26 protein-coding genes and 1 pseudogene are annotated in these 23,451 nt (G+C 63.6%); 12 read left to right on the plus strand and 15 right to left on the minus strand.

Annotated features, from left to right (window positions below; translation table 11 throughout):
* Window positions 1-210 precede the first annotated feature (210 nt).
* Window positions 211-954: an EAL domain-containing protein gene (locus CH266_RS24175; RefSeq protein ID WP_176457195.1), complete on the plus strand. Its 744-nt coding sequence runs from the start codon at window positions 211-213 to the stop codon at window positions 952-954.
* Between the two features lie 140 nt (window positions 955-1,094).
* Complete coding sequence (locus CH266_RS24180; protein ID WP_032387659.1) at window positions 1,095-1,427, plus strand: DUF3140 domain-containing protein; 333 nt, start codon at window positions 1,095-1,097, stop codon at window positions 1,425-1,427.
* Between the two features lie 117 nt (window positions 1,428-1,544).
* Here CH266_RS24180 and CH266_RS24185 read toward each other — a convergent pair whose 3' ends face one another.
* Genes CH266_RS24185 through CH266_RS24200 form a run of 4 tightly spaced genes read right to left on the minus strand, consistent with a single transcriptional unit; the run spans window position 1,545 to window position 5,262 of the window.
* On the minus strand, window positions 1,545-2,147 hold the full coding sequence (locus CH266_RS24185) for a methyltransferase (protein WP_032371760.1): 603 nt from the start codon (window positions 2,145-2,147) through the stop codon (window positions 1,545-1,547).
* A gap of 23 nt (window positions 2,148-2,170) precedes the next feature.
* The gene (locus tag CH266_RS24190; RefSeq protein WP_057474357.1) at window positions 2,171-3,163 is read right to left on the minus strand and encodes a Bug family tripartite tricarboxylate transporter substrate binding protein; all 993 of its coding nucleotides are present in this window, start codon (window positions 3,161-3,163) and stop codon (window positions 2,171-2,173) included.
* Window positions 3,160-4,683, minus strand: coding sequence for a tripartite tricarboxylate transporter permease (locus CH266_RS24195; RefSeq protein WP_082519354.1), 1,524 nt, complete (start codon window positions 4,681-4,683; stop codon window positions 3,160-3,162). Before CH266_RS24195 ends, CH266_RS24190 begins: the two co-directional genes overlap by 4 nt.
* Window positions 4,684-4,686: 3 nt before the next feature.
* Complete coding sequence (locus CH266_RS24200; RefSeq protein ID WP_094716320.1) at window positions 4,687-5,262, minus strand: tripartite tricarboxylate transporter TctB family protein; 576 nt, start codon at window positions 5,260-5,262, stop codon at window positions 4,687-4,689.
* Between the two features lie 143 nt (window positions 5,263-5,405).
* Here CH266_RS24200 and CH266_RS24205 point away from each other — a divergent pair, with 143 nt between their 5' ends.
* Window positions 5,406-6,245, plus strand: coding sequence for a MurR/RpiR family transcriptional regulator (locus CH266_RS24205; RefSeq protein ID WP_080729394.1), 840 nt, complete (start codon window positions 5,406-5,408; stop codon window positions 6,243-6,245).
* Window positions 6,245-7,414: an MFS transporter gene (locus CH266_RS24210; RefSeq protein ID WP_052053510.1), complete on the plus strand. Its 1,170-nt coding sequence runs from the start codon at window positions 6,245-6,247 to the stop codon at window positions 7,412-7,414. Before CH266_RS24205 ends, CH266_RS24210 begins: the two co-directional genes overlap by 1 nt.
* Window positions 7,415-7,511: 97 nt before the next feature.
* On the opposite strand, the gene CH266_RS24215 is transcribed toward CH266_RS24210, so the two are convergent.
* The 3 genes from CH266_RS24215 to CH266_RS24225 form a co-directional block, all read right to left on the minus strand.
* Complete coding sequence (locus tag CH266_RS24215; protein ID WP_032406096.1) at window positions 7,512-7,946, minus strand: GNAT family N-acetyltransferase; 435 nt, start codon at window positions 7,944-7,946, stop codon at window positions 7,512-7,514.
* A gap of 31 nt (window positions 7,947-7,977) precedes the next feature.
* Complete coding sequence (locus CH266_RS24220) at window positions 7,978-8,367, minus strand: DUF4234 domain-containing protein (protein WP_230073142.1); 390 nt, start codon at window positions 8,365-8,367, stop codon at window positions 7,978-7,980.
* A 139-nt stretch (window positions 8,368-8,506) separates the two neighbouring features.
* A complete protein-coding gene (locus CH266_RS24225; RefSeq protein WP_052066810.1) occupies window positions 8,507-9,256 on the minus strand; it encodes a TetR/AcrR family transcriptional regulator in 750 nt (249 codons plus the stop codon).
* A gap of 136 nt (window positions 9,257-9,392) precedes the next feature.
* On the opposite strand from CH266_RS24225, the gene CH266_RS24230 reads away from it, so the two are divergent.
* The 5 genes and pseudogenes from CH266_RS24230 to CH266_RS24245 all read left to right on the plus strand — a co-directional run bounded on the left by CH266_RS24230 (window position 9,393) and on the right by CH266_RS24245 (window position 12,510).
* Window positions 9,393-10,085, plus strand: a complete 693-nt coding sequence (locus CH266_RS24230) for a carboxymuconolactone decarboxylase family protein (RefSeq protein WP_094732939.1) — start codon at window positions 9,393-9,395, stop codon at window positions 10,083-10,085.
* Window positions 10,082-10,192 (plus strand): annotated as a pseudogene (locus CH266_RS26080) (NAD(P)-binding protein); the annotation flags it as partial. The gene CH266_RS24230 and the pseudogene CH266_RS26080, both read left to right, overlap by 4 nt.
* Before the next feature lie 93 nt (window positions 10,193-10,285).
* Window positions 10,286-11,497 carry a GMC family oxidoreductase gene (locus CH266_RS24235; RefSeq protein ID WP_179284572.1) on the plus strand — a complete coding sequence of 404 codons (1,212 nt, stop codon included), beginning with the start codon at window positions 10,286-10,288 and terminating at the stop codon, window positions 11,495-11,497.
* Window positions 11,498-11,518: 21 nt separating this feature from the next.
* A complete protein-coding gene (locus CH266_RS24240; protein WP_141214572.1) occupies window positions 11,519-12,022 on the plus strand; it encodes a hypothetical protein in 504 nt (167 codons plus the stop codon).
* An 80-nt stretch (window positions 12,023-12,102) separates the two neighbouring features.
* Complete coding sequence (locus CH266_RS24245) at window positions 12,103-12,510, plus strand: ankyrin repeat domain-containing protein (RefSeq protein WP_255176006.1); 408 nt, start codon at window positions 12,103-12,105, stop codon at window positions 12,508-12,510.
* A gap of 2 nt (window positions 12,511-12,512) precedes the next feature.
* Here CH266_RS24245 and CH266_RS24250 read toward each other — a convergent pair whose 3' ends face one another.
* From CH266_RS24250 to CH266_RS25605, 4 genes are all read right to left on the minus strand, one after another.
* Entirely contained in the window at window positions 12,513-14,651 is a 2,139-nt protein-coding gene (locus CH266_RS24250; RefSeq protein ID WP_032371766.1) for a catalase, read from the minus strand.
* Window positions 14,652-14,721: 70 nt separating this feature from the next.
* Window positions 14,722-15,366 (minus strand): GAF and ANTAR domain-containing protein, encoded by a 645-nt coding sequence (locus tag CH266_RS24255; protein WP_176457196.1) that lies wholly within the window; start codon window positions 15,364-15,366, stop codon window positions 14,722-14,724.
* A gap of 214 nt (window positions 15,367-15,580) precedes the next feature.
* Window positions 15,581-16,633, minus strand: a complete 1,053-nt coding sequence (locus CH266_RS24260; RefSeq protein ID WP_032367019.1) for a YihY/virulence factor BrkB family protein — start codon at window positions 16,631-16,633, stop codon at window positions 15,581-15,583.
* A gap of 74 nt (window positions 16,634-16,707) precedes the next feature.
* Complete coding sequence (locus tag CH266_RS25605; protein ID WP_169879414.1) at window positions 16,708-16,860, minus strand: hypothetical protein; 153 nt, start codon at window positions 16,858-16,860, stop codon at window positions 16,708-16,710.
* Between the two features lie 105 nt (window positions 16,861-16,965).
* Between CH266_RS25605 and CH266_RS24265 the strand changes: the two genes are divergently transcribed.
* Window positions 16,966-18,036, plus strand: a complete 1,071-nt coding sequence (locus CH266_RS24265; RefSeq protein WP_094716325.1) for an NAD-dependent epimerase/dehydratase family protein — start codon at window positions 16,966-16,968, stop codon at window positions 18,034-18,036.
* A gap of 42 nt (window positions 18,037-18,078) precedes the next feature.
* Window positions 18,079-18,459 carry a VOC family protein gene (locus CH266_RS24270; RefSeq protein WP_032406103.1) on the plus strand — a complete coding sequence of 127 codons (381 nt, stop codon included), beginning with the start codon at window positions 18,079-18,081 and terminating at the stop codon, window positions 18,457-18,459.
* Here the strand turns inward: CH266_RS24270 and CH266_RS24275 are convergent.
* The gene (locus CH266_RS24275; RefSeq protein ID WP_217901024.1) at window positions 18,446-18,784 is read right to left on the minus strand and encodes a bile acid:sodium symporter family protein; all 339 of its coding nucleotides are present in this window, start codon (window positions 18,782-18,784) and stop codon (window positions 18,446-18,448) included. The genes CH266_RS24270 and CH266_RS24275 overlap by 14 nt on opposite strands.
* 118 nt (window positions 18,785-18,902) lie before the next feature.
* A complete protein-coding gene (locus CH266_RS24280; RefSeq protein ID WP_094716326.1) occupies window positions 18,903-19,583 on the minus strand; it encodes a FadR/GntR family transcriptional regulator in 681 nt (226 codons plus the stop codon).
* 51 nt (window positions 19,584-19,634) lie between these two features.
* Here CH266_RS24280 and CH266_RS24285 point away from each other — a divergent pair, with 51 nt between their 5' ends.
* On the plus strand, window positions 19,635-21,449 hold the full coding sequence (locus CH266_RS24285) for a 2-isopropylmalate synthase (RefSeq protein WP_176457197.1): 1,815 nt from the start codon (window positions 19,635-19,637) through the stop codon (window positions 21,447-21,449).
* On the opposite strand, the gene CH266_RS24290 is transcribed toward CH266_RS24285, so the two are convergent.
* Together CH266_RS24290 and CH266_RS24295 are read right to left on the minus strand one after the other, a co-directional pair.
* On the minus strand, window positions 21,450-22,589 hold the full coding sequence (locus CH266_RS24290; protein WP_094716328.1) for an alpha/beta fold hydrolase: 1,140 nt from the start codon (window positions 22,587-22,589) through the stop codon (window positions 21,450-21,452). It lies immediately after the preceding gene.
* Between the two features lie 64 nt (window positions 22,590-22,653).
* Window positions 22,654-23,433, minus strand: a complete 780-nt coding sequence (locus CH266_RS24295; RefSeq protein ID WP_094663561.1) for a GAF and ANTAR domain-containing protein — start codon at window positions 23,431-23,433, stop codon at window positions 22,654-22,656.
* Window positions 23,434-23,451: the final 18 nt, after the last annotated feature.

A 23,451-nucleotide genomic window follows, 5' to 3' on the forward strand; every position in this document is an offset into this window, starting at 1 on the left:
ATCGTTGTCCCGCAGCCTCGACCGTCGAGCAGCGTGCCCATGACTATGTGGCGATAGCAGACGCGTTCGGGCTGTGCTGGCCGCCGGATGGACAGCGTGCCAGGGCACTGCTGACCAGTTTCGGCGACCGGGATCCGGATGCAGTCCTTGCCACGATGCGCCCGGTTGCGGCTCCTGTTCGGCTCCACCCGGTGGTTCGGGTGTGGAATCGTGCCGTTGGCTAGGGCCGCGTCGACACCGCTGCGCTCGACACTGCTGCGGTCGCGGCGTCGGGTGGAGGTTGTCATTGCCGGCGGTGGTCCGGACATTGTCTTTCAGCCGATCGTCCGTGCACGCGATGGCGTGATCGAGGGATACGAGGCCCTGTCGCGTTTCCCGGCGGGCGGCGGTGACACCGAGGCGTGGTTCGCGGATGCAGCGCAGTGCGGCCTCGGTCCTGCTCTGGACAGATCTGCGGCTATCAAGGCATTGGGCGAATCAGCGCGTCTGCCGGATGGTTGCTTCGTTGCGGTGAACCTCAGTGCTGCAACGCTACTGGTCGATGCCGCCCTCGTGGATGTGCTGCTCGACTTCGGCCGACGACGGTCACTGGTAATCGAGCTCACCGAACATGCCGCCCAGGACGACGAGGATGCGGTGATCGCAGTGTTGGCCGAACTTCGACGCGGCGGCGTCGCTGTCGCAGTGGACGATGTGGGATCCGGGTACGCAGGTATGCGGCAGCTCGTCGTGCTCGAGCCGCAGATCGTCAAACTCGACGCGTTCGTCGTTCACGGCATGAAAGGCAATCGCGTGAAGTCGGCCTTGGCCGAACTGGTGCTCGAGTTCGCGCGAAAAACCGAGGCCAGGTGCGTGTTCGAGGGCATCGAGACCGACGACGACCTCGAAGCGGCCACGTCGATCGGGGCCGACCTGCTGCAGGGCTTTCGAGTGGGCCGCCCTGCGGCGGTGTAATCAGATCTGACCAGCAGGTTGAGTACGGCCCAACTGTGGGTATGCGGCGGACTAGGAACGAGACGAGTTCCGAAGGCCGATGCGGTCGAACGGGAGACACGCGGCACCACCACCGAGGGTGAATCGAAGGAGACGGACTGATGGCCGATGACGACAGTGACATCAAGACGGAGTTCGATGACCTCGTCAACATGACGGCGAAGGAACTCGACGAGTTTCTCGGCACCGACGACTCGAAGGACGTCGGGCAAAAGAAGGAGGGCGGCGAGTCGACGGGCCACGAGAGCGGCCGCCGCATCGTCGAAATCCTGAAGACGAAGAAGGCGGACCTGTCCGACGACGACTACGAGCACATGCGAAAGGTCGTCGGTTACTGCAAACGACACCTTGCTCAGCGGCCCGACGGGGACATCACCGACACCAAATGGCGCTACTCACTGATGAACTGGGGCCACGATCCGAAGAAGAAGTGATCTCGGTTCGCTGACGGGAGGTTTGCTCCACTCGGGCCCCGGCTGCGGGAATTCCGCCACCGGGGCCCAGGAGTGGAGCAGACATTGCTCACACCGTGGAGGACCCGACTAGCGCATCTACGACGAGAAGCTCGCTCGCTTCGAGGCCTCGCGCGCCACCACTTCCTCGGCCGCGACGATGACGTCGTCCACATCGGCACTCTTGACGACGACCACTCCGTCGGCGTCGGCGACGATGAGGTCACCGGGTGAGACGACGACTCCTCCGAGCGCGACCGGCTCGTTCAGTCGGCCCGGCCCGTTCTTGTAGGGACCCGCCGGTGTGACACCGCGTGCGAATACGGGCAGACCCAACTCGGCCAAGGCGTCGGCATCGCGCACGGCACCGTCGATGACGAAGCCGGCGATGCCGAGCGATTTGGCGCGAATACCGATGAGATCGCCGATGAGGGCGCGTGTGTCGTCACCTGAGCCGTTGACCACGATGACGTCGCCGGGGCGGGCGTCGTCGAGAGCCTTGTGAATGTAAAGGTTGTCGCCCGATCGAGTCCAGACGGTGTACGCCCGGCCGGTGACTGCTGCTCCGGCCCAGATGGGCCGCAGTCCGGCGATGATGCCGAAGCGCTCCTGGGCATCGCCTACGTTGGCTGCGGGCACTCGAGAGAAGCGTTCGATCATGTCGTCGGATACGGCAGTGGCGGAATAGGTTTCGGTACTCATGAGATCAATGCCTTTCGGGTGACTTATTGCTGGTCGGCGAGCAGTTCGGCGATGATCGGTTCGATCTCGGTTTCACGCTGTTCCCACAGGGTCGCGACGTCGGCACCGGACACCCAATCGGGCTGCGTCGCAGCGCCGGTCAGCTTCTCGGCGACTGCCGGGTCGGCCAGTGCAGTCTCGAGGGCGTTCTGCAGCGTGGTCATCGTCGCGTCCGGGGTGCCGGCGGGGGCACTGATGGCGAAGTTGTTGGTCATGAACGGCGCGTCGTATCCCTCGCTTGCCAGCGTCGGTACCTCGGGGATGAGCTTGTTCTGCTCTTCGGTGAGAACCGAGAGGATGTTCACCTCACCCGAGGCGAACTGGCCGTAAAAGCTCGAGACTCCGCCGAGGGCGAAGTCGGTTTCGCCGGAGACCAATGCCGAGATCTTGTCGGCTCCGCTGTTGTAGTGGACGATGTTGAAGTCCAGGCCGAGGGTGTCTTCGAGGGTGCGGAGGTTGACGTGGTCGTCGCCGGCCCTGGAATCGGTGCCCACGGTGATGGACCCCGGGTTGGCCTTGACGGCGTCGAAGAGCTCGGCAATGTTTTTGTACGGGCTGGACTTGTTGACCCCGATCACGATGTCGTTGGAAGCGAACGAACCGATGGGCGAGAAGCTTTCGCGATCGAACCCGGCTTTCTTGCTCGGGTCGAGGTATCGCCCGAGGATCGACGGGATGTTGGTGAAGCCGATGGTCTCACCGTCCGGCTTGGCGTTGGCCAGGTAGTTCAGTCCGACGACCTGGCTGCCGCCCTCCTTGTTGACGACCTTGACCGGTACACCCAGTTCGGTCTCCATGGCGGGGGCCATGATTCGGGCCAGGATGTCGTTGCCTGCGCCTGCGGCAGACGGGACGACCCATTCGACGGTGGCACCGTTCCGTGGGAACGATGCTCCGGAATCGGCTGTGCTCGAGCCGCATCCGGCAATCAGGGCGGCGGCGGAGATGGCCGCGACCAGGGTGGGCAGTGTTCTCATGAGACGGGCTCCTCGATGGGCTGGGTTTGGGTGGCGCGGCGGGAGAGGATGCGAGCGAGGACGGGGCGCAGCATTCCGAACAGAACGGCTGCGATGAAGACGAGCAGGAGAACCTTGTTGATGGGACCTTCGACGAAGACGCCGTAGTCCCCGCGAGAGAGCGAAAGTGAACGCTGAAAGTTCTCCTCGAGCAGAGGCCCGAGGATCAGGGCCAGCACCAGTGGAGTCAGAGGAATCTTGGTGAGGTGGAACAGGTATCCGATGACGCCTGCGCCGAGCATGATGAAGATGTCGAAGACGCTGCCGTTGATGCTGTAGACGCCCAGGAACATGAAGGCCAGGATCATCGCCATCAGGTAGTGGAACGGGATCTTCAGTACGGCAATCCACAGGCGAACCAGTGGCACGTTGAGAATCAGCAGAATGATGTTGCCGACGAGGAAGCTGGCGATGATGGTCCAGGCCACTTCAGGGTTGTCGCGGAACAACAGTGGGCCGGGGATCAGACCGTTGATGGTGAAGGCGCTGGCCATGATGGCTACGGTCGCGGAGGTGGGGATGCCGAGGGTGAAGAGCGGAATCATCGACGACAGTGCGAGTGCGTTGTTGGCCGATTCCGGTCCGGCGACACCCTCGACGGCACCCTTACCGAATTGCCCGGGACGCTTGGTGAGCTTCTTCTCCATCGCATAGGACGCCAATGAGGTTGCAGCACCCGGAGATCCGGGGAGCAGGCCCATGAAGAAGCCGATGACGGAGCCGCGCATCGTGGGGCCTGCAGACCTGGTGATGTCCGTCTTGGTGGGCAGCAGCTTTCCGACGGCGAGTGGTCGTCGGCCGGCACCGCCCGCCGAGCGGGCTTGGATGAGAATTTCGGTGAGACCGAAGCAGCCCATCACAACGGCCACGAGTGCGACGCCGTCGAACAGTTCCGGCATGCCGAACGTGAACCGCTGGATGCCTTGGCCGGAGTCGATGCCCACCGACGCGATGGCCAGGCCGAGCCCCACACTGATCAGCGCTTTCGCGGGGTTGTTGCCCGAGAAACTGGTGATCAGGGCCATGCCGAGTAGTGCGACGAGAAACAGTTCGGGAGCACCGAATTCAAGTGCGAATCGGCTGAACGGGGCGACGACGACGAATCCGACGACGCCGACCAGTCCGCCGACGAACGACGCGAGTGCGGCAACGACGAGGGCGGGACCGCCGCGTCCGCTCTTGGCCATCTCGTAGCCGTCGAGTGTCGTTGCGATGGAAGACGCCTCACCGGGAATGCGCAGTAGGACCGCGGTGACAGTGCCGCCGAATGCTGCGCCGTAGAGGATGGCGGCGAGCATGATCAGCGCCGTGGTGGCGTCGAGGCCGAAGGTGATCGGGATCAGCAGCGACACCGCAGCGGCGGGGCCGAACCCAGGGAGGACGCCGACGAGCATGCCCAGTACGCAGCCGAGGAGTGCGAAGAGCAGATGCGTCGGAGTGAGGACGTTGACGAAACCTGCCATCAGATCGGGAAATCCCATGACTCACAACCCCCAATCGGCGAGGAACGGAATGGAGGAAGCCGGCAGTGCGGTGCCGAGCCAGACGTCGAACACCAGTCGGGTGGCGAGTGTGGTGGCCACTGCGACGCCGATGGCAACCACTGGGGTGCGCTTCCCGACGAACGTCAACACGACGGCGAGCATCACCGCCATCGAGAGCGTGTAGCCGAGGGTGGGGAGGACCAGTGCCGCGCCGGCAATCGCGGCGACGACCACTCCGATTCTGATCCAGCCTGCGAGGTCGGGGAGTTCGGTCTCGTCGGCGTCTTCCTCGTTGTCGCTGGAGAGGAACGCGACGGCCGCAGAGGTGGCGGGTTCGAGTTCGAGTTCCGGTTCGGGTGCCGTCACCCGCGGCGCTCGGACGAGCTGTATCGCCCACATCGCGCCGCCGAGGATCATTCCGAGGCCGCCCACCAGGGGCAGGAAGCCCGCGCCGACGCCGGGTTCGGCGGCGATGCCGTACCCGGTTGCCATGGTGACGGTCGCCAAGCCGACGACCAGCGTCGCGCCGAGCACGATCCATTCGATCGTGTGTTGTGTGCCGAGCAGTATCTTCACGGCCGGCTGCCTTTCTGACGATATGTTCGGATGTGGCCTGGAGGGGTCGGCCGGATTGCTGTGCTTCACGTCACTTGCAATCTTGCACAGGTTTACAGGATTGTGGTTGAGTGTGTCAACAGACACAGTGGAAAGTGGAGGGTATGAGCTTCCGAACAGTGGTTGCCAGCAGCGGGAAATCGCTCAGCGCATCCGAAAAACGTGTCATCGCAGTACTTCTCGGTGAGCCCGAACCGTCGAGTCTGCGGGCGGCCCCGGTCGCAGCCCGTGCGCAGACGCATGAGTCGACGGTAGTGCGTCTTGCGCAGAAGCTCGGTTACAGCGGCTTCCCCGACCTTCGTGCCGACCTGGAGCGCGACAGCCTCGAACCGGTTGCGGCATCGGCACTGATGAGGAGCGACACCGGTCACGAGCTTGCCGTGTTCGCTCGCGACGAAGCGCGTGCTCTCGAACGATTGTCGAGTTTCATCCCACAGGAGCAGTTGGTGGAGGTGGCTACAGCCATTCACCGTTCGCGGGTGGTCTACCTGTTTTCCAAGGCCGACGAGCGGCCCGCGTTGGACATGCTGGCACGACGGCTCCGCAGACTCGGCCTGGTGGTCGTCGAGCTCGGTCTCGGAGGGAAGGACCTCGCCGAGCGGTTCGTCAGCTTCACCGAGGGCTCCGTTCTTATCGCATTCGCACTGCGCGAGGCACCGTCTCAGCTGCCCGCGTTGGTCCGTGAAGCGGAACGACGCGGCGGCACGTCGATCCTGATCAGCGACGCGCCGGGATATCACTTCAGGCCCGCGCCGACGCATCTCCTCGTCGCGCAACGGGGAGACGATTCCGAGTACAACACTCTCATCATTCCCATCGCCATTGCGTACGCACTGCAGTTGGCGATCTTCCACCTCGATCCCGATCGGTACGGGGCGGTGCGCGACGACATCAACGACGTGTCGAGGTTGGTCGGAGGCACCGACGAAATTCCCTTGCGCTGATGCCTTCTCGTGACTCCATTGCTCTGACCGTTCAGGCGACGACTGCGCAGGCCGGGTGGGTCGGGGTGCGGTTGATGATCGGCTATCGGGCGATCGCCGAGGGTGCCGACACTCGAACGCTTGCGGTGATTGCGGCACTCTTCGCTGCGCCCGCAGTATTGGCGGCCCTGCCGATCGGGCGCATCGCCGACAGGTTCGGCGGGCCGGTGGTGATCGTTTCGGGAATCGTGTTGTGCTCGATCGCAACCGGTGTACTCGTCACGTTTTCGGCAATGTGGGCGTTGCTCGTGTGCACGGCTGCGTTCGGACTGGGCAATCTGCTCATCATGATCGGGCAGCAGGCGTTCGTTGCACACGTCCACGTCGACGGCAAGAACGAAAGTGCCTTCGGCGCACTGACTGCCGCCGCGTCGATGGGTCAGTTGGTGGGGCCGCTCGCCGTGACGGCCGTCGCGTCGAGATTCGGCGGCGCGAGCATCGAGAGCCCGAACACGACGGCAGGCATCCTCACTGCCGGTGCCTTCACCGCGGTCGCGCTCCCCACCGCACTGTTCTTGATGCTCGGCCGCAACCACATTCGTGCCGAGAAGCCTGCCGAAGGGGAAGCGTCGGGGCTGAAATTGCTGAAGCTGCCGGGTATGTGGCAATCGTTGACGGTCAGCGGCGCGGTGCTCGTGACGGTCGATCTGCTCTATGCCTTCGTGCCCGCGTGGGCCGTCGAGCGTGGGGTGTCGGTGACGACGGTGGGGTGGCTGCTGGCGTTGCGTGCCGGGGTGTCGGTGGTCAGCCGAGTGGGGCTGGGCAGACTCGACGCGAAGTTCGGTCGCACTGTGCTGCTGAATGTTTCGCTGGCGGCGGGCGCGACCGCTCTCGCCGTGCTGCCATTCGTACAGGCCGTCGGAGCCATCGGAGTCATGATTGCACTCGGCATCGCGTTGGGTATTCCGCAGCCACTGACCATGTCGTGGGTGGTGTCGATCGTGCCGAAATCCACGCAGGGAGAGGCGTTGGGATTGCGGATGTCGGCCAACAGATCGGCCCAGATCCTCATCCCACTGACGGTCGGCGCACTCGCCGGCCCGTTCGGGGTGACGGGCATTCTGCTCGGCAATGCACTGGTGCTCGGGGGATCGATCGTCGCGGCCTCGCACCCACGGAGCCGACCCTGAGCAATTGACGCTCCACTCGACGCCTCGGTCGCGAGGATTCCCCGACTTGGGGCACAGAGTGGAGCGCAAGTTGCACACGCACCGATACTGGGCTGATTCAGCTGGGATGGGTGGACATCTTCACGTGCGGGATTCCCGCTTCCAGGTATTGCTCTCCCACTCGAGTGAATCCGAATCGCCCGTACCATTTTTCGAGGTGAGCTTGCGCGGACATCTCGACCACCCCGGGGTATGCCTCGAGGGCGGCCTCGACGAGCTGTCCGGCATATCCGCGGCCACGGCCGGCAGTCGCGGTCGCGACGCGGCCGATGTGGACCGTGTCGTCGACGAGCACTCGGAGAGTGGCCAACACCTCGCTGTTCTCGTCCTGGATCCAGAACAGTTCGGTCGTCGGAAGTAGGTCCGCGCCATCGAGTTCGGCCTCGTCGACGATCTTCTGTTCGTGTACGAATACCGCGACTCGAAGGGCCAAGATGCGGTACAGAGTGCTCGGATCGACGCGTGAGAGCGGTGCGTGATGGAGGGTGGTCATCGGGTCCTTTTCGTGGTTTCGGTTTCGCGATTCACACCGCGAGCGGCACAACGGTTCCCGGCGGTACGTCGTTGTATCGGGCCGTGATCTTGTTCAGTTCCAGCTGGTAGTACAGGGACTGCAGGCCGAAGACGAACGTGAGCAGAAGTCCGACGACCGAGCTGCACGTCGGCTGAAGGCCGGCCGCGCGTTGGGCGTCGGCGATGCGGTTTCCTGTGTTGTAGTAGCTGATCAACGGCGCGATGATGGTCCAGCCGAGGAGGAGCAGAACCAGCAGTGGTCCGACGACCGGCGGGTCGACCTTGCGTCGGTCGAAGTCCGCCATCTCACGGTGGATGAGGTAGTACCAGACGAAGTGGTAGATGCCGAGAGTGATGAGCGGCAACAGGATCCACACGACAACGGGGTTTCGCCGCTTCATCGCACTACCTTGAGCAACCGGACCGGTCATGATGCTCCCCCCAACCTTGTCGGACGCGACAGACGCTGCATGTCCGTGGACCACACGATTCTCCCACGTCGTTGGGTCCGTACGCGAGGTCTCGCTCCGTGCACGGCACTCACGCAGTCGCTGGTAGCACGTCGAACCCCATCCCGCACAACACCGTCCGGAGGTGTGAGTCGTAGAGCGCGTCCACACTCGAGACCAGGCGTGGCAAATTGCCGAACTGTTCGGAGACGAGAAAACCCAAGATCGACGCCCAGGCGTTGAGTCCTACCGCCGCTATGCGCAGAAGGTGTTGGCGGTCGATACTTTTCGCGAGAGCAGTCTCCTGCAGATCGAGCAAATAGGTCCCGAGATCGCCGGGCTCGAGCAGTTCGGGGATCTGGCACCGAGTCAGGTCTGCCGATCCGTTCTCGACCGCAGCGAGATAGACCACCATCGGTGAAAGTAGTGCGCGGCTTGCTGCCGGGCCGGTCACTGCGGCGTCGGCGTGAAAGCCGGCGATGGGGGTTCCGAAGATCAGCGCGAAATCGTGGGGGTGGGCGAGCGTCCACTGTCTGATTGCGTGGCCCATGGCCCACCACTGGGCCTGCAGATCATGTGGGTCCGCGTCGGTTCGAGCAGCGTCGATGGAGTCGCCGAGCGCGGTGTATGCGTCGATGCAGAGCGCTCCGATCAAGGCCGATTGGTTGTCGAAGTACCGGTAGATCGCCGCCGAGGACATTCCCATTTCCCGTGCGACAGCACGCAAGGACAACCCGCCCGGCCCGTGTTCGGCCAGATGCGCACGAGCCCGCGTCTTGATCTCGTCGACGGTCTCCTTACGTCGAGCTTCTCGACGCGATGGTGCAGCTGCTCCGCCCACTGTGACCACTCCTCCCGATCCTGTCTTCCCGTGCCCCGTTGACAGTCTAGGCAGACAGCGCCTACTGTGCGATCACCGATCGAAATGTTATCGGTGATTACATTGCGCTTCGCATCGATCGAAGGAAGTGGCGAACATGGCAGCTCAACCCGGTCGGCACACCGACGTAGTGCCCCCTTTCCGTAAACGCACGTTCACTGCGGCCGCCATGACGCGTGATGTCGGCACTCTTCTCAGGCGCGGACGCAGCCTTGTCACCGTCTGGACACCGACTGGCGTCGACCCGCTGCTGCGTGAGCAGGTCATGTTCGCCGTTGCGATGGTCAACGACTGCAAGTTCTGCGCTTTCATGCACGACGATGCCGCGATCACCTCCGGCGCGGACCGCGACGGATTGGCGCGGCTGGTCGGCTTGGATCCGGCCGACGCGACCGACGATGTCTTGATCGCGGTGGTGTGGGCGCAGAGCCGAGCGGCGAACGGTCTCGGTCGTGCTGACGAGGCCCTCGAACGTCGGATGGAAAACCGGTACAGCCCACAGCGAATCCGTGACCTCGATACCGTCGTTCGAGTCATGACGCTGCTGAACGTATCCGGCAATACCGCAGAAGCGCTGATTCGCCGGATGCGCGGGCATTCGGTACCGGGAAGTCGCGTGGTCGACGAACTGATTGTCGGGGGAACCTACTTGGTCGGGGCCGTTGTCTCGGCGTTGTCGTTGGCACTGCGACGTCGGGTGTCCCCGAAGAAGATGTGGCACGAGTTCGATCGATTCGACGGTCGTGCTCTCACCGCGCAGGGCAGCGTGAACGGTCGTGTGGGTTCATGACGAAGCCCACGTGGGACGCCATAGTCGTCGGGTCTGGATTCGGCGGTGCGGTCACTGCAGCACGACTGGCAGAAGGCGGCCACCGGGTTCTGATTCTCGAACGTGGGGCATGGTGGGATGGCGACCGGGTTCCCGCATCGGGTCGGACGGGCCCATTGCATATGGTGCGAGGGATCCGATATTCCACTCGGTCACGCAGTATGTCTGTCGGAGTCCGCCGTCACGGACTGTACGAGCTACATCAGTTCGACCGGTTGACCTGTGTGGTGTCCAGCGGGGTCGGCGGCGGATCTCTCGTCTACACCGACATGCAGGTGCCACCACCGGACGCCTACCTCGACGCTTTCCCCGACTGCATCGACGCAGCCGAGATGCGGCCACATATCGACGCGGTCCGAACAATGCTCGCCCCACGTCCGGTTGCGCCGATTCCGCAGAAGGCGCGCGCATTCGACCGCGCCGTGACCGCAGCGGGACTGGGCCCGGTGCATTTTCCCGATCTGGCTCTCACGAGCCATCCCCATGGCAAACCGAGTAGGGCGACGATGGGAACGACCTATCTGCCGATGGCGCTGCGTCGCGGAGCCGAGTTGCGGGCCATGAGTGAGGTCGTCGCCATGTCGCAGACACCCGACGGCGGATGGCAGGTGCGGTACCGAGACCACGAACGCGGTCGCAGCTATGTCGAATCTGCACCTCGATTGATCCTGTCGGCGGGAACGCTGGGAACGATGCGGCTCCTGTTCGACGCTCGCGACCGGCTCGGAACGCTGCCCCTTGTCAGCTCCGCCCTGGGACGTGGCTTCACCCCCAACGGGGACATGGTGACCGTGGTTCATCGGACCGCGCAGCGAGTCGATTCCGTTGCAGGACCGCCGATCACTGCGTATCTGACCGCGGAGGGCCGACGTGATTTCCTCACTGCCGAGGTGGGGCTTCGCCTGCACCACATGGCCCCGTCCGCCGCGGTGGCGAGATTGCTGCCACGAACTGCCCTGCTGATCGGTATGGGCGCGGACCGTATCGCGTCGGAGGCCACCTACGACGGGCGCAATCTTCACCTCGGCACCAACCGCGACGACGATTCCGAATTGTTCGAGAGACTCGCCGAGCACGCCACGGCGATCGCGTCGGGCTACCGGGCGAAACGCACGATCGTCAATGCGCCTTTCGGTCGCGGCAGCACGCGTCTGGCTTCGGTCCACCCACTCGGTGGAGTACCGATGGCCGAGTCGCCGACGAACGGCGTGGTCGACACCTCCGGGCAGGTTCACAACTATCCCGGACTTTTCGTCGCCGACGGGTCGATACTGCCGTCCGCGCCGGGCATTCCGCCCGCCATGACCATCGCCGCAATGGCCGAACGCATCAGCCACCAGATCCACCGATGCCCAGAAACCTCTGGGCTCTAGAACACCTGTCAGGAGAATCCGATGAAAGACAACACAATTCGCTTGCACAGCCTCGTCGACGCCACTGCTCCGATACCGACATCTCGTGACGGTCTCGGCTTCGCCGATCTGGCGTCGCTGATGAACGCCTCGCCGTCACCCGTCGTCCTTGCCGGCGACTACACCGGAAGAATAGTGTCTTTGATTGCTCTGCAACGACTTCCGGGCATGCTGCGCACTCCGATCACCTCCATCGTCGCGATGCTCGCGCGCCCGATATGGCGCGGCAAGAGATTCGACGGCAACACTGGAACCAACCTGTGGATCGGTCGCCGACGACCCCGCACATTCGGTGACTTCGCGATCACGACCGCCCAGGACGGGCACCACGCAGCACTGGACTACGACCAGCGTACGAACCCTCGGCCGGTTCGGCTCATCACCGGCGAAGCAGCTGCGATGGGGCCCGGGGTGTTCATTGCCGCGATGTACCTCACTGTCATGCGGCAACGCATCACGCTGATGTACTTCACTTTGGACCGGTGACCACGATGCGTGCCGTTCACCGTCGACTTGGATCGGACGATGCCTCGGTTGAATCTCGTCGCTCGGGGAATCATGTGTTGGTGGACGACGGCGATGTTCTGGACGACGATGTTCTGGCTGTGTTTCGGCATGCATTCGACTGCGCGCGCAGCGGTGATGCCTCGTGGTTGCAGTCGTTTTTCGAGGCCGGAGGGTCCGTCGACCTGACCAACGACAAGGGCGACACACTGTTGATTCTGGCGGCGTATCACGTACAACCAGGTGCGGTGAGCATGCTTCTGACGCTGGGGGCTGCGGTGGATCGCGTGAACGACAACGGTCAAACAGCGTTGGCGGCCGCGGTGTTTCGTCGGTCGACGCCCATTGTGAGGATGTTGCTGAAGGCAGGCGCGGACCCCGCAGCCGGGGCTCGATCGGCGCACGCAATCGCCCAGTACTTCGAGTTGGACGACATTGCAGCGATGCTGACCGAGCCCCAGTCGGGGTAGCCCTACTTCCTTGCCTTGGCCTTGGCTGCCCGCTTACGAGCAGGCTTGTCGGGGACTGCAGGCGGGATGTTCGACGCCATCACCGCGGGGGCACGATCCCAGGCCCGGTGCAATCCGACCGCAGCGAGCAACGCGTCGTTGAACGCTTTCACCGCTGTCTCGCCGATGACGACGCCTGCGTCGTCGGCACCGATTCCGGCCTGCTCGAGCAGTGCCGTACCGTCGCCCCAGGCACCCATCGCTTTGCAATGACGGAATGCTTCCTGCAGCAGCAGGATCAGCTTGATGTCGTTGGTCGGTGTTGTTCCGCCCGCGACGACGAAGGCGTCGAACTCGATCGAACGAACTGTGAGGAATGTTCGTTCGACCACCTGAGTGCGCATGCCTTTACCGAGGATGCCGCCGGCCGCAGCGATGACGTGCACTGTGGCACCGCGGCGCGCGGCTGCCGTCCGTAGCTTGCCGATTCCGGACAGGTCCGATCCGGCGTCGGCGATGACGCCGATCTTGCGTCCGGCAATCGGTCCCGGAGCCTCGACGATCTGAGACAGTGCGGGGGAGAGCAATACGTCCTCAGCGGGTGTGCCGACGGGTGCGGGTAGGCCGAGGCCGGCGGCGACGCGCTCGCACAGGTCGGCATCGACGTTCGAGAGAACCTCGAGTTCACGTTCTTTGATCGATTGCTCGAACACTTTGCCCAGCTCGAACGTGAATGCCTCGACGAGGTGATCCTGCTCGACCGCACTGAGGCTGCGATAGAACATGGTGGGCTGGGTGAAGTGGTCGTCGAAGGATGCGGGGTTCGCTCGTACTGCGCGTCCCTCGATGAGGCGTTCGGTTTGCACGTAACCGTGGTCCTTCTCACCTGCTACCGCTGGTTCTCCGTCGTCGACGGAGTTGCTGAGGTATGGGGCAAGGCCGGTGTGAACGGCGGTCTGGTGCATACCGTCTCGCAGCATGTCGTTGACAGGTGCATGCGGTCGGTTGATCGGCAGTTGCGAGAAATTGGGGCCGCCGAGACGCGTGATCTGGGTGTCCAGGTAAGAGAACAGACGCGCCTGCATCAGCGGGTCGTTGGTGACTTCGATGCCCGGCACCAGGTGGCCCGTGTGGAACGCGACCTGCTCGGTTTCGGCGAAGTAGTTCGTGGGGTTCGCGTCGAGGGTGAGCTTGCCGATGGGTTGCACCGGAACCAGTTCTTCGGGAACGATTTTCGTGGGATCGAGCAGATCGATGCCCTCGTAGGTCTCGGTGCCGTCGTCGGGCATGACCTGGATTCCGAATTCGTATTCCAGTGGGGCACCGGCCTTGATGCCGTCGGACATGTCGCGTCGGTGGAAGTCCGGATCGACGCCCGCGGCGATCTGGGCTTCCTCCCACACCAGTGAATGCACTCCGGCGAGTGGCTTCCAATGAAATTTCACGAGCCTGGTCTCGCCGTTCTCGGCGACGAGGCGGAACGTGTGGACGCCGAAGCCTTCCATCGTGCGATACGACCGCGGAATACCTCGATCGCTCATGTTCCACATGACGTGGTGAGTTGCCTCGGTGTGCAGCGAGACGAAGTCCCAGAACGAGTCGTGTGCCGACTGCGCTTGCGGCAGTTCGATATCGGGCTGCGGTTTGCCGGCGTGAATGATGTCGGGGAACTTGATGCCGTCCTGGATGAAGAAGACGGGCATGTTGTTCCCGACCAGGTCGAAGGTTCCTTCGTCGGTGTAGAACTTGACCGCGAAACCGCGGGTGTCGCGGACGGTGTCGGCGGAACCACGCGATCCGAGAACGGTCGAGAACCGCACGAAAACCGGTGTCCGCTTACCCTTCTGGGCGAGAAATCCTGCCTTGGTCACGGTCTTCGCCGACCCGTAGGACTCGAACGTTCCATGTGCGGCGGCACCGCGTGCGTGCACGACGCGCTCCGGAATTCGCTCGTGGTCGAAGTGGGTGATCTTCTCGCGAAGATGGAAGTCCTCGAGCAACGTCGGGCCTCGATCGCCCGCCTTGAGCGAATGATCGGTGTCGGGTAGACGTACGCCTTGCGCAGTGGTCAGGAAATCCCCGGTTTGGGCTCTCGTATCGCGAGCTCCGGTCGGGCCGTTGGGTGCCGGCGACGATTGATCCGGGCGAGGGATGGGTGGCATGTTCGGCCTTCTTTCGTTGTTGGAGCTGTCAACTCGGACGTTCGTGGTCGATGGACGGTGGGCTTCGATGTCACGCGCTCCCCGGGTCGTCGTAGAACAAGCCGTCCCCGCGGACGATGTCGAACGCGAGGGCGGAGATCGAGCGGGCGTCGGCGTAGGCACGGGCACGCAGCCGCGCGGTTGCCTCGTCGAGCGACACATGCAGACGTTCGGCCAACACACCGACTGCGATGTTGATGTCGGACCGAGCGAAGCGGAATGGGCCGTCGGGTGGGCGAAGTGTCGACTCGTCGAAGAAGTCCGGTCGGGCTGCGACTTCACTGACGACGATGTCACCGAGGGTCGAGGCTGCGGCCTGGGCAGCAGTGATCTGTTGTGCCGTCATAGTTCCGGACTTCTGGGTGTAGAGCTCGAGGACCCCGAGTCGAGCACCGCCACTGAACAATGGGAACGCATACACCCCGTGCACGCCGAGCTCCTGAAGAACTTCCGACGCGAACGATGGCCATCCCGTGGTATCGGGCCGATTACCGATGTCCGGGTGCAGTTGCGGCACCCCGGTGACGAAGGCATCGATACAGGGGCCCTCGCCGGTGGTGAATTGGAGCTCGTCGATGCGGGCAGCTTCGGAATTCGTGGCGTACAGCAGATCCCGAGCATCGGCATCGTCGGTGAGGATGGCGACCGCGGCTCCGTCCACACCGGCGTCGGTCACACACCTCTTGCTGACTCGTGCAACCCCCTCCAGATGGTGTCCGTACATCGATGCGCTGAAGCTATCGGAGTCCGGGGCGTGGGCGCGTCGGGACTCTTCCGTATTTTCTTCCTCGGCCACGTTGCCTTGCCTCTCTGTGTCATTCGAACCGCCACACCGAATCAGCGCACCACGCGGAACTGTTTCATCGATCGGTCGGTGGCGTCCGGGATGTTCACGGAGTCCGGTTGTGTTCCTCCCGCAATTTGCGACCCTCCTCGACAGCCTGCGCATCCTTTTCGTCGTTCTTGTCCGATACCCGGGTGTCTCGGGGCGGCAGTTGCAGACGCTCTTCGGCGACGATGCCGGCCTGGAGTTGGCGGCCGCGTTCGAGTTCGGAGTCCAGTTCGGCACCGAACAGCAAGGCCAAGTTGGTGATCCACAGCCACAGCAGGAACACGATGGCTCCGGCGAGGGAGCCGTAGGTCTTGTTGTAGCTGGAGAAGTTGGCGACGTAGAAGCCGAATGCGACGGTGGCGAGAATCCATACGATGATGCCGACCGCGGCACCGGAACTGATCCATTTGAACTTGGGCTGCTGCACATTCGGTGTTGCGTAGTACAGAATCGCGACCGCGAGTACCACCACGATCAGGACGAGCGGCCATCGTGCGATGTTCCAGATCGTCAGTGCGGTGTCGCCCAGTCCGACGGCGTCGCCCACAGCTTTGGCCACGGGGCCACTGATGGCCAGCATGACGGCGGCGAGCGCAATCAGGGTCAGGGCGATGAGCGTGACCAGAAGCATCACGGGGCGCAGCTTCCAGATGGGCCGTCCCTCGTCCACCTCGTACATGCGGTTCATCGCGCGGCCGAATGCGCCGACGTAGCCGGATGCAGACCACAGTGCGCCTGCGATACCGATGATCAACGCGAATCCGGCAGTGGGCGCTTGGACCAGCTGTTCGATGGTGGGACGCAACGTGTCGACAGCGGATTGCGGGCCGAGATCGCCGACGATCTGCAGCACGCCGTCGACCGTGGCCTGTCCCTGGCCGAACACACCCAGCAACGACACGATGGCCAGGATGGCGGGGAAGAGCGAGAGCACGGCGTAGTAGGTCAAAGCAGCTGCAAGGTCGGTGCACTGATCCCGGGAGAACTCACGGGCGGTTTTCTTCAGTACATAGATCCACGACGGCTTGGTCAGATCGGCGGGTGAATCCGCTTTGCGCGGATCGTCCGGATCTGCCTCGGTGGGTGCGGGTGATGCTGCTGAATCGGCCATGGCGATCGCATACCCGGGGTTTTTCGGTGGAAACCGGGAAATGCGACCGCCATGACGGCCGTTCGATTCGGCCGTCAGTTCACTTCGTTGCGCTCGTGCTCGGTACGCGCGTCGAGGTCGCCGTCGTCGAGATGCTTCGGCGTCTTGGCGTGCTCTTTGTGGTCGGGGTGAGCTTCCTCGGTGGGGATCATGACGTCGTCGAGGGTCGGTTCGTTGTTTTCACTCATGGTGATTCGATGCCCGGGAGAATGGCGGCTCAAACTCCTGAGCCGGTGTGGTTTCGATCGAAGTGCAGGGGGCACTTCGACTGTGGTCGATTTTCGGAGGCAGAGATGCGAACTGTAGTGATCGGCGCGACCGGCAATGTCGGCACCGCCCTGCTGCGAAGGCTCACCGACGAGCATCCGGGCAACTCCATTGTCGCCGTAGCGAGGCGTCCGCCGAGCCTCAATCCTTTTGCCGAGCAGGTCGACTGGGTTCCGCTGGATCTCACCGGCGAACACGCACCGTACGAGCTACGCGCGTTGTGCCGCGGCGCAGACGCAGTGGTTCATCTGGCCATCGCCTTCCAGCCGATGCGTGAACGCGCTTATCTGCGGGCAGTCAATGTCGACGCAGTGCGCACGGTGGCAACGGCCTGTGCGGACGCAGGAGTTCCTCATCTGGTGCACATGTCTTCCGGCGGGGTATACGCACCAGGGGCGTACGGCGAGAAGGTCGACGAGTCGTGGCCGAGAACGGGGGTGTCTTCGTCGACGTACAGCATGGACAAGGCCGCCGCCGAGGATGTGCTCGACGAGTTCGAGGCCGCACATCCCGACGTCGCGGTCGCTCGAATCAGGCCGGGCCTGATCGGGCAGTACGAGTTCGGAAGTGCGCTGCTGCGTTACGCCCTGCCCGATCTCGTGCCGTCGGCAATCGTCGATCATCTTCCGATCCTGCCCATCGACAGGTCGTTCGCTGTTCCGGCCGCACACAGCGACGATGTCGCCGATGCCATCGTGCGAGTGCTGGATAGGCGTGCAACCGGGCCCTACAACCTCGGCGGCCCGACACCCGTGCGAGCCCACGACGTGGCCGACGCGTTCGGTGCGCGCATCGTGCCCGTGCCCTCTCGGGTGTTGTCCGCTGCTGCGCGCCTCGGCTTCGAGACCCACGTGTCCGCAGTCCATCACGGTTGGGTCGATCTCGCGTTCGCCACCCCGATGTTGAACACCGACCGCGCTCGACGGGACCTGGACTGGACTCCGCGAATCGATGGTCCGGACGTGGCCCGAGAGGTCATTCAGGGTATGCGCGACAACGCGGGTGCGTCCACCACGTCCCTGCGCGCGCGTACTGCGTGGGACCGCCTGCGGGCCTTCGGCCGACGGGGATTCATCTCCCGCGCGAAGAGGCCGTGAACACGGCATGTCCGACGCCGTGGCAGGTGTAAATTCGCGCTCATGGCATGCCGAATCAGTGAATTGGTACTCGAAGGTCGCGATCCCGAGGCCTTGGCGACGTTCTGGTGTGAGGTGTTGGACTTCGTCGTATTGGACAGGGAGGGTGACGGTTCCGTCGAAATCGGCGCGCGCGACGGTTTCGGCGGCTCGCAGCCGACCATAATCTTCATCCCTAGCGAGAATCCCGAGCCGGCGAAACCTCGACTGCACATCGATGTCAATGCAACCGATCGAGATCAGGACGCCGAGCTCGAACGACTGCTCACCCTCGGTGCCAGACGAGTGGATATCGGCCAGACCGGCCAGGAATCGTGGCACGTGCTGGCGGATCCCGAAGGCAACGAATTCTGTTTGCTGCGTCCAAGACTCAGTCCCGTGTGACGGTACTGTCCTGGCGGTGATCGGCATCCGTCGACCGTCTGGACCAGTAGCTGGCCAGCAGCGATCCGGATACGTTGTGCCACACCGAGAAGATCGCGGCGGGAAGTGCTGCAGCGGGCGAGAAGTGAACCGAGGCGAGCGCCGCTGCCAAGCCGGAGTTCTGCATGCCGACTTCGATGCTGATCGCACGGCGGCTGGCGACATCGAGTCCGCATGCCCTACCGATTCCGTAACCCACCGCGAGACCCAGCGAGTTGTGCAGGACGACGGCAACGACGATGAGGGCACCGATCGACAGCAGGGTCGGCGCGCTGGCGGACACCACGAGGACAACCACGCAACGGTGAAAATCCGGTGCAGCTGACCGCGGTGAGCGCGGTCAGCTGCACCGGATTCTGTACTCGGACGGTGTTAGTAGCTGACAAGCCTTGACCGGCCGGTGCTCACGTCGGAGGGGCGATGGTCGTCGACAACTCCCGCAGATGTGTGCGGGTGAGCGTGTGTGCGCGGTGCTCGTCGCGTGCGGCGATTGCCTCGACGACGTGCGTGTGGGCGTCGTGGTCTGTGTCCTCTCCGAACACGCCCTTGATCTTCAGCATGTCGATCATGGCGGTCCGTAGCCGCGGAGCCATGGAGTCGAAGAGTTCGAGCAGGATGTCGTTGTGCGACGCGACCACGATGGAGCGGTGAAAAGCCATGTCCGCCTCCACCAGATCGACCGCGTCGGCGCGGGCGGTGTTGCGTAGCTCGAGTGAGCGACGGATCGCGTCGAGGTCGGCGGGAGTGCGTCGGGCTGCGGCGAGAGCTGCTGCCTCACCTTCGATGGCGAGGCGGGCCTCGAGGACGGCGGTGATGTGCGCGCGCTGGAGAACTTTGTCCCAGTCCGTCCGCGCCTCGTCGATCGATTCGACAAAGACTCCTGATCCCTGCCGGGTGACGAGGATTCCGCGCCCCGCCAGTTGTCTGATGGCTTCGCGCATCGTCGATCGGCCGACGTCGAACATGGGGGCAAGGGTCGTTTCACCTGGCAGTTTGGTGCCGACCGGCCACTCACCGGACTGAATCTTGGCATGCAACAGTTCGGCGGCCTGATCGGCCAACGAGGTTCGGCGTATCGCGGTCACAGTGGAACAGTACTCCTCAGCTTGTCTGAGGAGTGGTGCTACATTGCTCGTATGCGCACAGATTTCCCCACTCTGTCCACTCCCGCCGGACCCGTTCCCGCCGGCGCGCCCACCTGGAATCGGCAGCGGCACTCCCAGATGCCGTCGCATCGCTACCGTGACGTCTACGCCAAGGTCGACATTCTGCTGACCAACCGTCTCTGGCCGGAGCGACGGTTGACCGAGGCACCGCTGTGGGTGCCGGTCGATCTGCGTGACGGCAACCAAGCGTTGCCGGAGCCGATGGATCCTGCCCGCAAGAAGCAGTTCTTCGAGTTGATGGTTGCGATGGGCTACAAGGAAATCGAAGTCGGGTATCCATCGGCATCGCAGACCGATTTCGATTTCGTGCGGCTGCTGGCACACACCGATCTGGCACCCGACGACGTCACCGTGGTCGTCTTCACCCCGGCGCGACGCGACCTGATCGAGCGAACCGTGGAGTCGATCCGCGGAATCACCAACGACGTCGTGATCCACATGTACACCGCCACGGCTCCGACGTGGCGCGAGGTCGTGCTCGGCCGGGAGGCCAACGAGCTTCGCTCACTGATACTTTCGGGCGCAGCCGACGTTCTCGAACTTGCCGGCGACCTGCCCAACGTGCGATTCGAGTTCTCACCCGAGGTCTTCAATCTCACCGAACCCGACTACGTCCTCGATGTCTGCGATGCGGTGACGACTCTGTGGGACGCGACGCAGCAGCGGCCGGTCATCCTGAATTTGCCTGCCACAGTGGAGGTCGCGACGCCGAATGTCTATGCGGACCAGATCGAGTACATGAACGACAACCTTGCGCGACGAGACAGCGTAATCCTGTCGGTGCATCCACACAACGACCGCGGGACCGGCATTGCCTGCGCCGAGCTGGCCGTCCTGGCCGGAGCGCAGCGGGTGGAGGGCTGCGTATTCGGCAACGGCGAGCGCACCGGAAACGTCGACATCGCCACTCTCGCATTGAATTTGCACGCTCAGGGTGTCGATCCGATGATCGACTTCTCCGACATCGATCAGATTCGACGTACCGTCGAATACTGCAACCAGCTCGAGATTCACCCGCGGCATCCGTATGTCGGCGACCTCGTACACACCGCCTTCAGCGGTACGCACCAGGACGCCATCAAGAAGGGTTTCGTCGAGCATCGCACTCGGGCGCTGAGCGAAGGCCGTTCCGAGCGGGACATCGAATGGCGGGTGCCGTACCTGCCGATCGACCCCGACGACATCGGTCGCTCGTACGACGCGGTCATTCGCGTGAATTCGCAATCGGGCAAGGGAGGAATCGCGTATCTCCTCGAAACCCACTACGGCATCGAACTTCCGCGTCGCCTGCAGATCGACCTCGCCCGGCACGTGCAGGCCCGCACGGATTCGATCGGTACCGAACTGTCGGCCGAGCAACTCTGGGACGTCTTCCAGGAGGTGTACATCGGTGTCGACGAACCCGACGTGACCCTGATCGGTTTCGACTCTCACGACGACGACGGGTCCGCCGACACCTGCATCACGTTGAAGATCGACGGCACGTCCTTCGAGACTTCACACACGGGAGTCGGACCCGTCGAGGCGCTCGTCGACGCGTTGTCTGCTCATGGCAGGCACGTGGACATCCTCGGTCTGACGCAGACGAGTGTGCGAGCCGGCAACGACAGTGATGCGGTGTCGATGCTCGAATATCGCACTGCCACTGGGCCTCGATGGGCGGCAGGGATCGATCGCTCCGTTCTGTCCTCCACCCTCGACGCAGTCCTTCGTGCCGCCGGCTCGGCGACCCAGCGGGACTACGTGCTCGGCAGTGATCGTCGTCCACCGCATGTCGGTGGCTGATCAGCGCAACATGTCGAGTATGCGGGGCAGGGCGTCGTCGACGGTTGCGGCAATGACGTCGTAATGAGTGGCACCGGGCACGGGCAGGTGGGTCACGTCGCGGATGCCCTGTGCCGCCAGTTCCGCAGCGAGGGCGGTCGTCAGAGCCGGCGGCACGACGGTATCGGCAAGCCCCTGCTCGATGGTCACCGGCCGTGTGTAACCGGTGGTCGGCACGGATAGGTAGTCGCGGATAGCCGAGGTCATGGTGGGGTCGGAGAGCGATCGAGCGAGGAGCTGTTGTGGTGCAACGCCACTGGCCTTCTGTCGTAGGTCGCTGATGCAATTGTCCTCTGCATGCGCCAGGTAGTCGCGCCCCACTTCGCTGAGATAGCTGTTCACGTCGAGATCCGGCCGAGAGTCCCTGAGCCCGTACAGGACGTAGATCAGAGTGGCCGTGATGTTGTCGAGTGGTGCGATGCGAGGAGTGGTGGGAGAGAGCAGCGGAAGGACGGCTTCGAGGTTCGACGACGGTGCGAACGACATCATCCCTCGAAAGTCCGTGTCCGCCCCGTAGGCATCCGCGCGAGCCCCGGTGGTGAGTGCGGCTGCGCCGCCCTGCGAGTGTCCGGCGGCAACCCAGGTGCGGGACAGCTCGGGTAGTTCGTCTGCGGCAGCGCTGACGATGTCAGTGACGGCGTTGGCCTCCGAGATGCTGTTCAGGTAGTGGTGGGCGTCGGCGGTTCCGAGCCCGATGTAGTCCGTCGAGACAACGGCCGTGCCGCTTCGTAGCAGCTGGGTGAGCAGGGGCTTGGACAGCTCGACGGCCATGGGGTCCTCGGCAGCACCGTCGTCGAGTGCTGTGCTCATGGCGCATAAATCACCCACGCCGACGGTCCCTTTGGCCCACGACACGACCGGCCATCCTCCCGGTGGTGGTGTGCCGGAGGGGAAGTAGACCTGTCCGTGGGCAATCGCGGGACGGCCGTGCTCGTCGGTGGTTGTGTAGGACAGTGAGTAGCCCGCGGCGGCACCGTCGATCAGCCGGGGAAGTACATCGATGGACGTTGCCGGTGCCGCGCCGGCGATGGGCGTGAGAATGCCTGTGGCAGCGAGCAGTCCGGCAGCCAGCGTCGTAATTGCAGCGGATCGAGTCGTCATGTCTTCTTCTAGGTGCTCGGTGAGTGTTGCGGCGAGGCTGCCGGTCGAGGGGTGCCGAATGGAGTCAGCGCGTTTCGGTATTGATCGAGGCGATCAATGTGGCGGCGATGTCGGTGACTTTGATGTTGCGGTTCTGGGATTGTTCGGAGAGGAATGCGAAGGCTTCATCCGCGCCGATACCGCGCATCGCCATGATGATTCCTTTGGCCTGTTCGATCTGTGCACGGGTCTTCATCGCGGTCAGAAGCCCGTCGACTTCCTCTTCTGCAGTTCGAGCCCGTCGAGATACCATCACCGCGGTTTCGATCGAGCTGACGAACAGCCCCACCAGGGCCTCGTCTATATCGCTGAAGCCGTGCTGGTCGTAGCTGTAGATGTTCAGAGCCCCGAGGTGGCGGTCGTCGACCGTCAGAGGGGCCGACAGATAGCTCTCGACGCCGAGACCGGACACATTGTTCGCGAATCGTGGCCAGCGGTCTTCGACATCGCTGACCAGCAGCCGGACCATCTGTTGGGTGCGGGCCGACTCCAGGCACGGTCCCTCGTTGCTTCGGTATTGATCGGCGTCGACGTCGTTGACGCGGGGATCAGTGGATGCCACTGTCTCCGGCTGCTCGCCGTCCTCGTCGAGGAGTGTGATGCCTGCCAGATCCGCGGTGGTCAATGCCTGAACCACCTCTGTGCATGTGGCTTGCAGGATCACGGACAGATCCATCCGGGCCACCAACTTCGATCTCAAATTCTCGAGCGCCTGTGCGTACCCTGCGACTTCGGACGAGACGGCGGCTGCGGATGTGGACGCGGGCTCGGCGCTGCTGCCTCGCTCTACCGGTTCGGTTGTCATCACGCACCACTCACTTCC

Origin of the sequence: Rhodococcus sp. 06-1474-1B, assembly GCF_002258885.1 — a bacterium.
GTDB lineage: Bacteria > Actinomycetota > Actinomycetes > Mycobacteriales > Mycobacteriaceae > Rhodococcoides > Rhodococcoides fascians.

Coding starts and splice junctions, on each gene's coding strand:
- CH266_RS24180 (WP_032387659.1), top strand. CDS start 1,095: ATGGCCGATGACGACAGTGACATCAAGACGGAGTTCGATGACCTCGTC.
- CH266_RS24185 (WP_032371760.1), bottom strand. CDS start 2,147: ATGAGTACCGAAACCTATTCCGCCACTGCCGTATCCGACGACATGATC.
- CH266_RS24190 (WP_057474357.1), bottom strand. CDS start 3,163: ATGAGAACACTGCCCACCCTGGTCGCGGCCATCTCCGCCGCCGCCCTG.
- CH266_RS24195 (WP_082519354.1), bottom strand. CDS start 4,683: ATGGGATTTCCCGATCTGATGGCAGGTTTCGTCAACGTCCTCACTCCG.
- CH266_RS24205 (WP_080729394.1), top strand. CDS start 5,406: ATGAGCTTCCGAACAGTGGTTGCCAGCAGCGGGAAATCGCTCAGCGCA.
- CH266_RS24210 (WP_052053510.1), top strand. CDS start 6,245: ATGCCTTCTCGTGACTCCATTGCTCTGACCGTTCAGGCGACGACTGCG.
- CH266_RS24215 (WP_032406096.1), bottom strand. CDS start 7,946: ATGACCACCCTCCATCACGCACCGCTCTCACGCGTCGATCCGAGCACT.
- CH266_RS24220 (WP_230073142.1), bottom strand. CDS start 8,367: ATGAAGCGGCGAAACCCCGTTGTCGTGTGGATCCTGTTGCCGCTCATC.
- CH266_RS24230 (WP_094732939.1), top strand. CDS start 9,393: ATGGCAGCTCAACCCGGTCGGCACACCGACGTAGTGCCCCCTTTCCGT.
- CH266_RS24235 (WP_179284572.1), top strand. CDS start 10,286: ATGTCTGTCGGAGTCCGCCGTCACGGACTGTACGAGCTACATCAGTTC.
- CH266_RS24240 (WP_141214572.1), top strand. CDS start 11,519: ATGAAAGACAACACAATTCGCTTGCACAGCCTCGTCGACGCCACTGCT.
- CH266_RS24250 (WP_032371766.1), bottom strand. CDS start 14,651: ATGCCACCCATCCCTCGCCCGGATCAATCGTCGCCGGCACCCAACGGC.
- CH266_RS24260 (WP_032367019.1), bottom strand. CDS start 16,633: ATGGCCGATTCAGCAGCATCACCCGCACCCACCGAGGCAGATCCGGAC.
- CH266_RS25605 (WP_169879414.1), bottom strand. CDS start 16,860: ATGAGTGAAAACAACGAACCGACCCTCGACGACGTCATGATCCCCACC.
- CH266_RS24265 (WP_094716325.1), top strand. CDS start 16,966: ATGCGAACTGTAGTGATCGGCGCGACCGGCAATGTCGGCACCGCCCTG.
- CH266_RS24270 (WP_032406103.1), top strand. CDS start 18,079: ATGGCATGCCGAATCAGTGAATTGGTACTCGAAGGTCGCGATCCCGAG.
- CH266_RS24285 (WP_176457197.1), top strand. CDS start 19,635: ATGCGCACAGATTTCCCCACTCTGTCCACTCCCGCCGGACCCGTTCCC.
- CH266_RS24290 (WP_094716328.1), bottom strand. CDS start 22,589: ATGACGACTCGATCCGCTGCAATTACGACGCTGGCTGCCGGACTGCTC.
- CH266_RS24295 (WP_094663561.1), bottom strand. CDS start 23,433: ATGACAACCGAACCGGTAGAGCGAGGCAGCAGCGCCGAGCCCGCGTCC.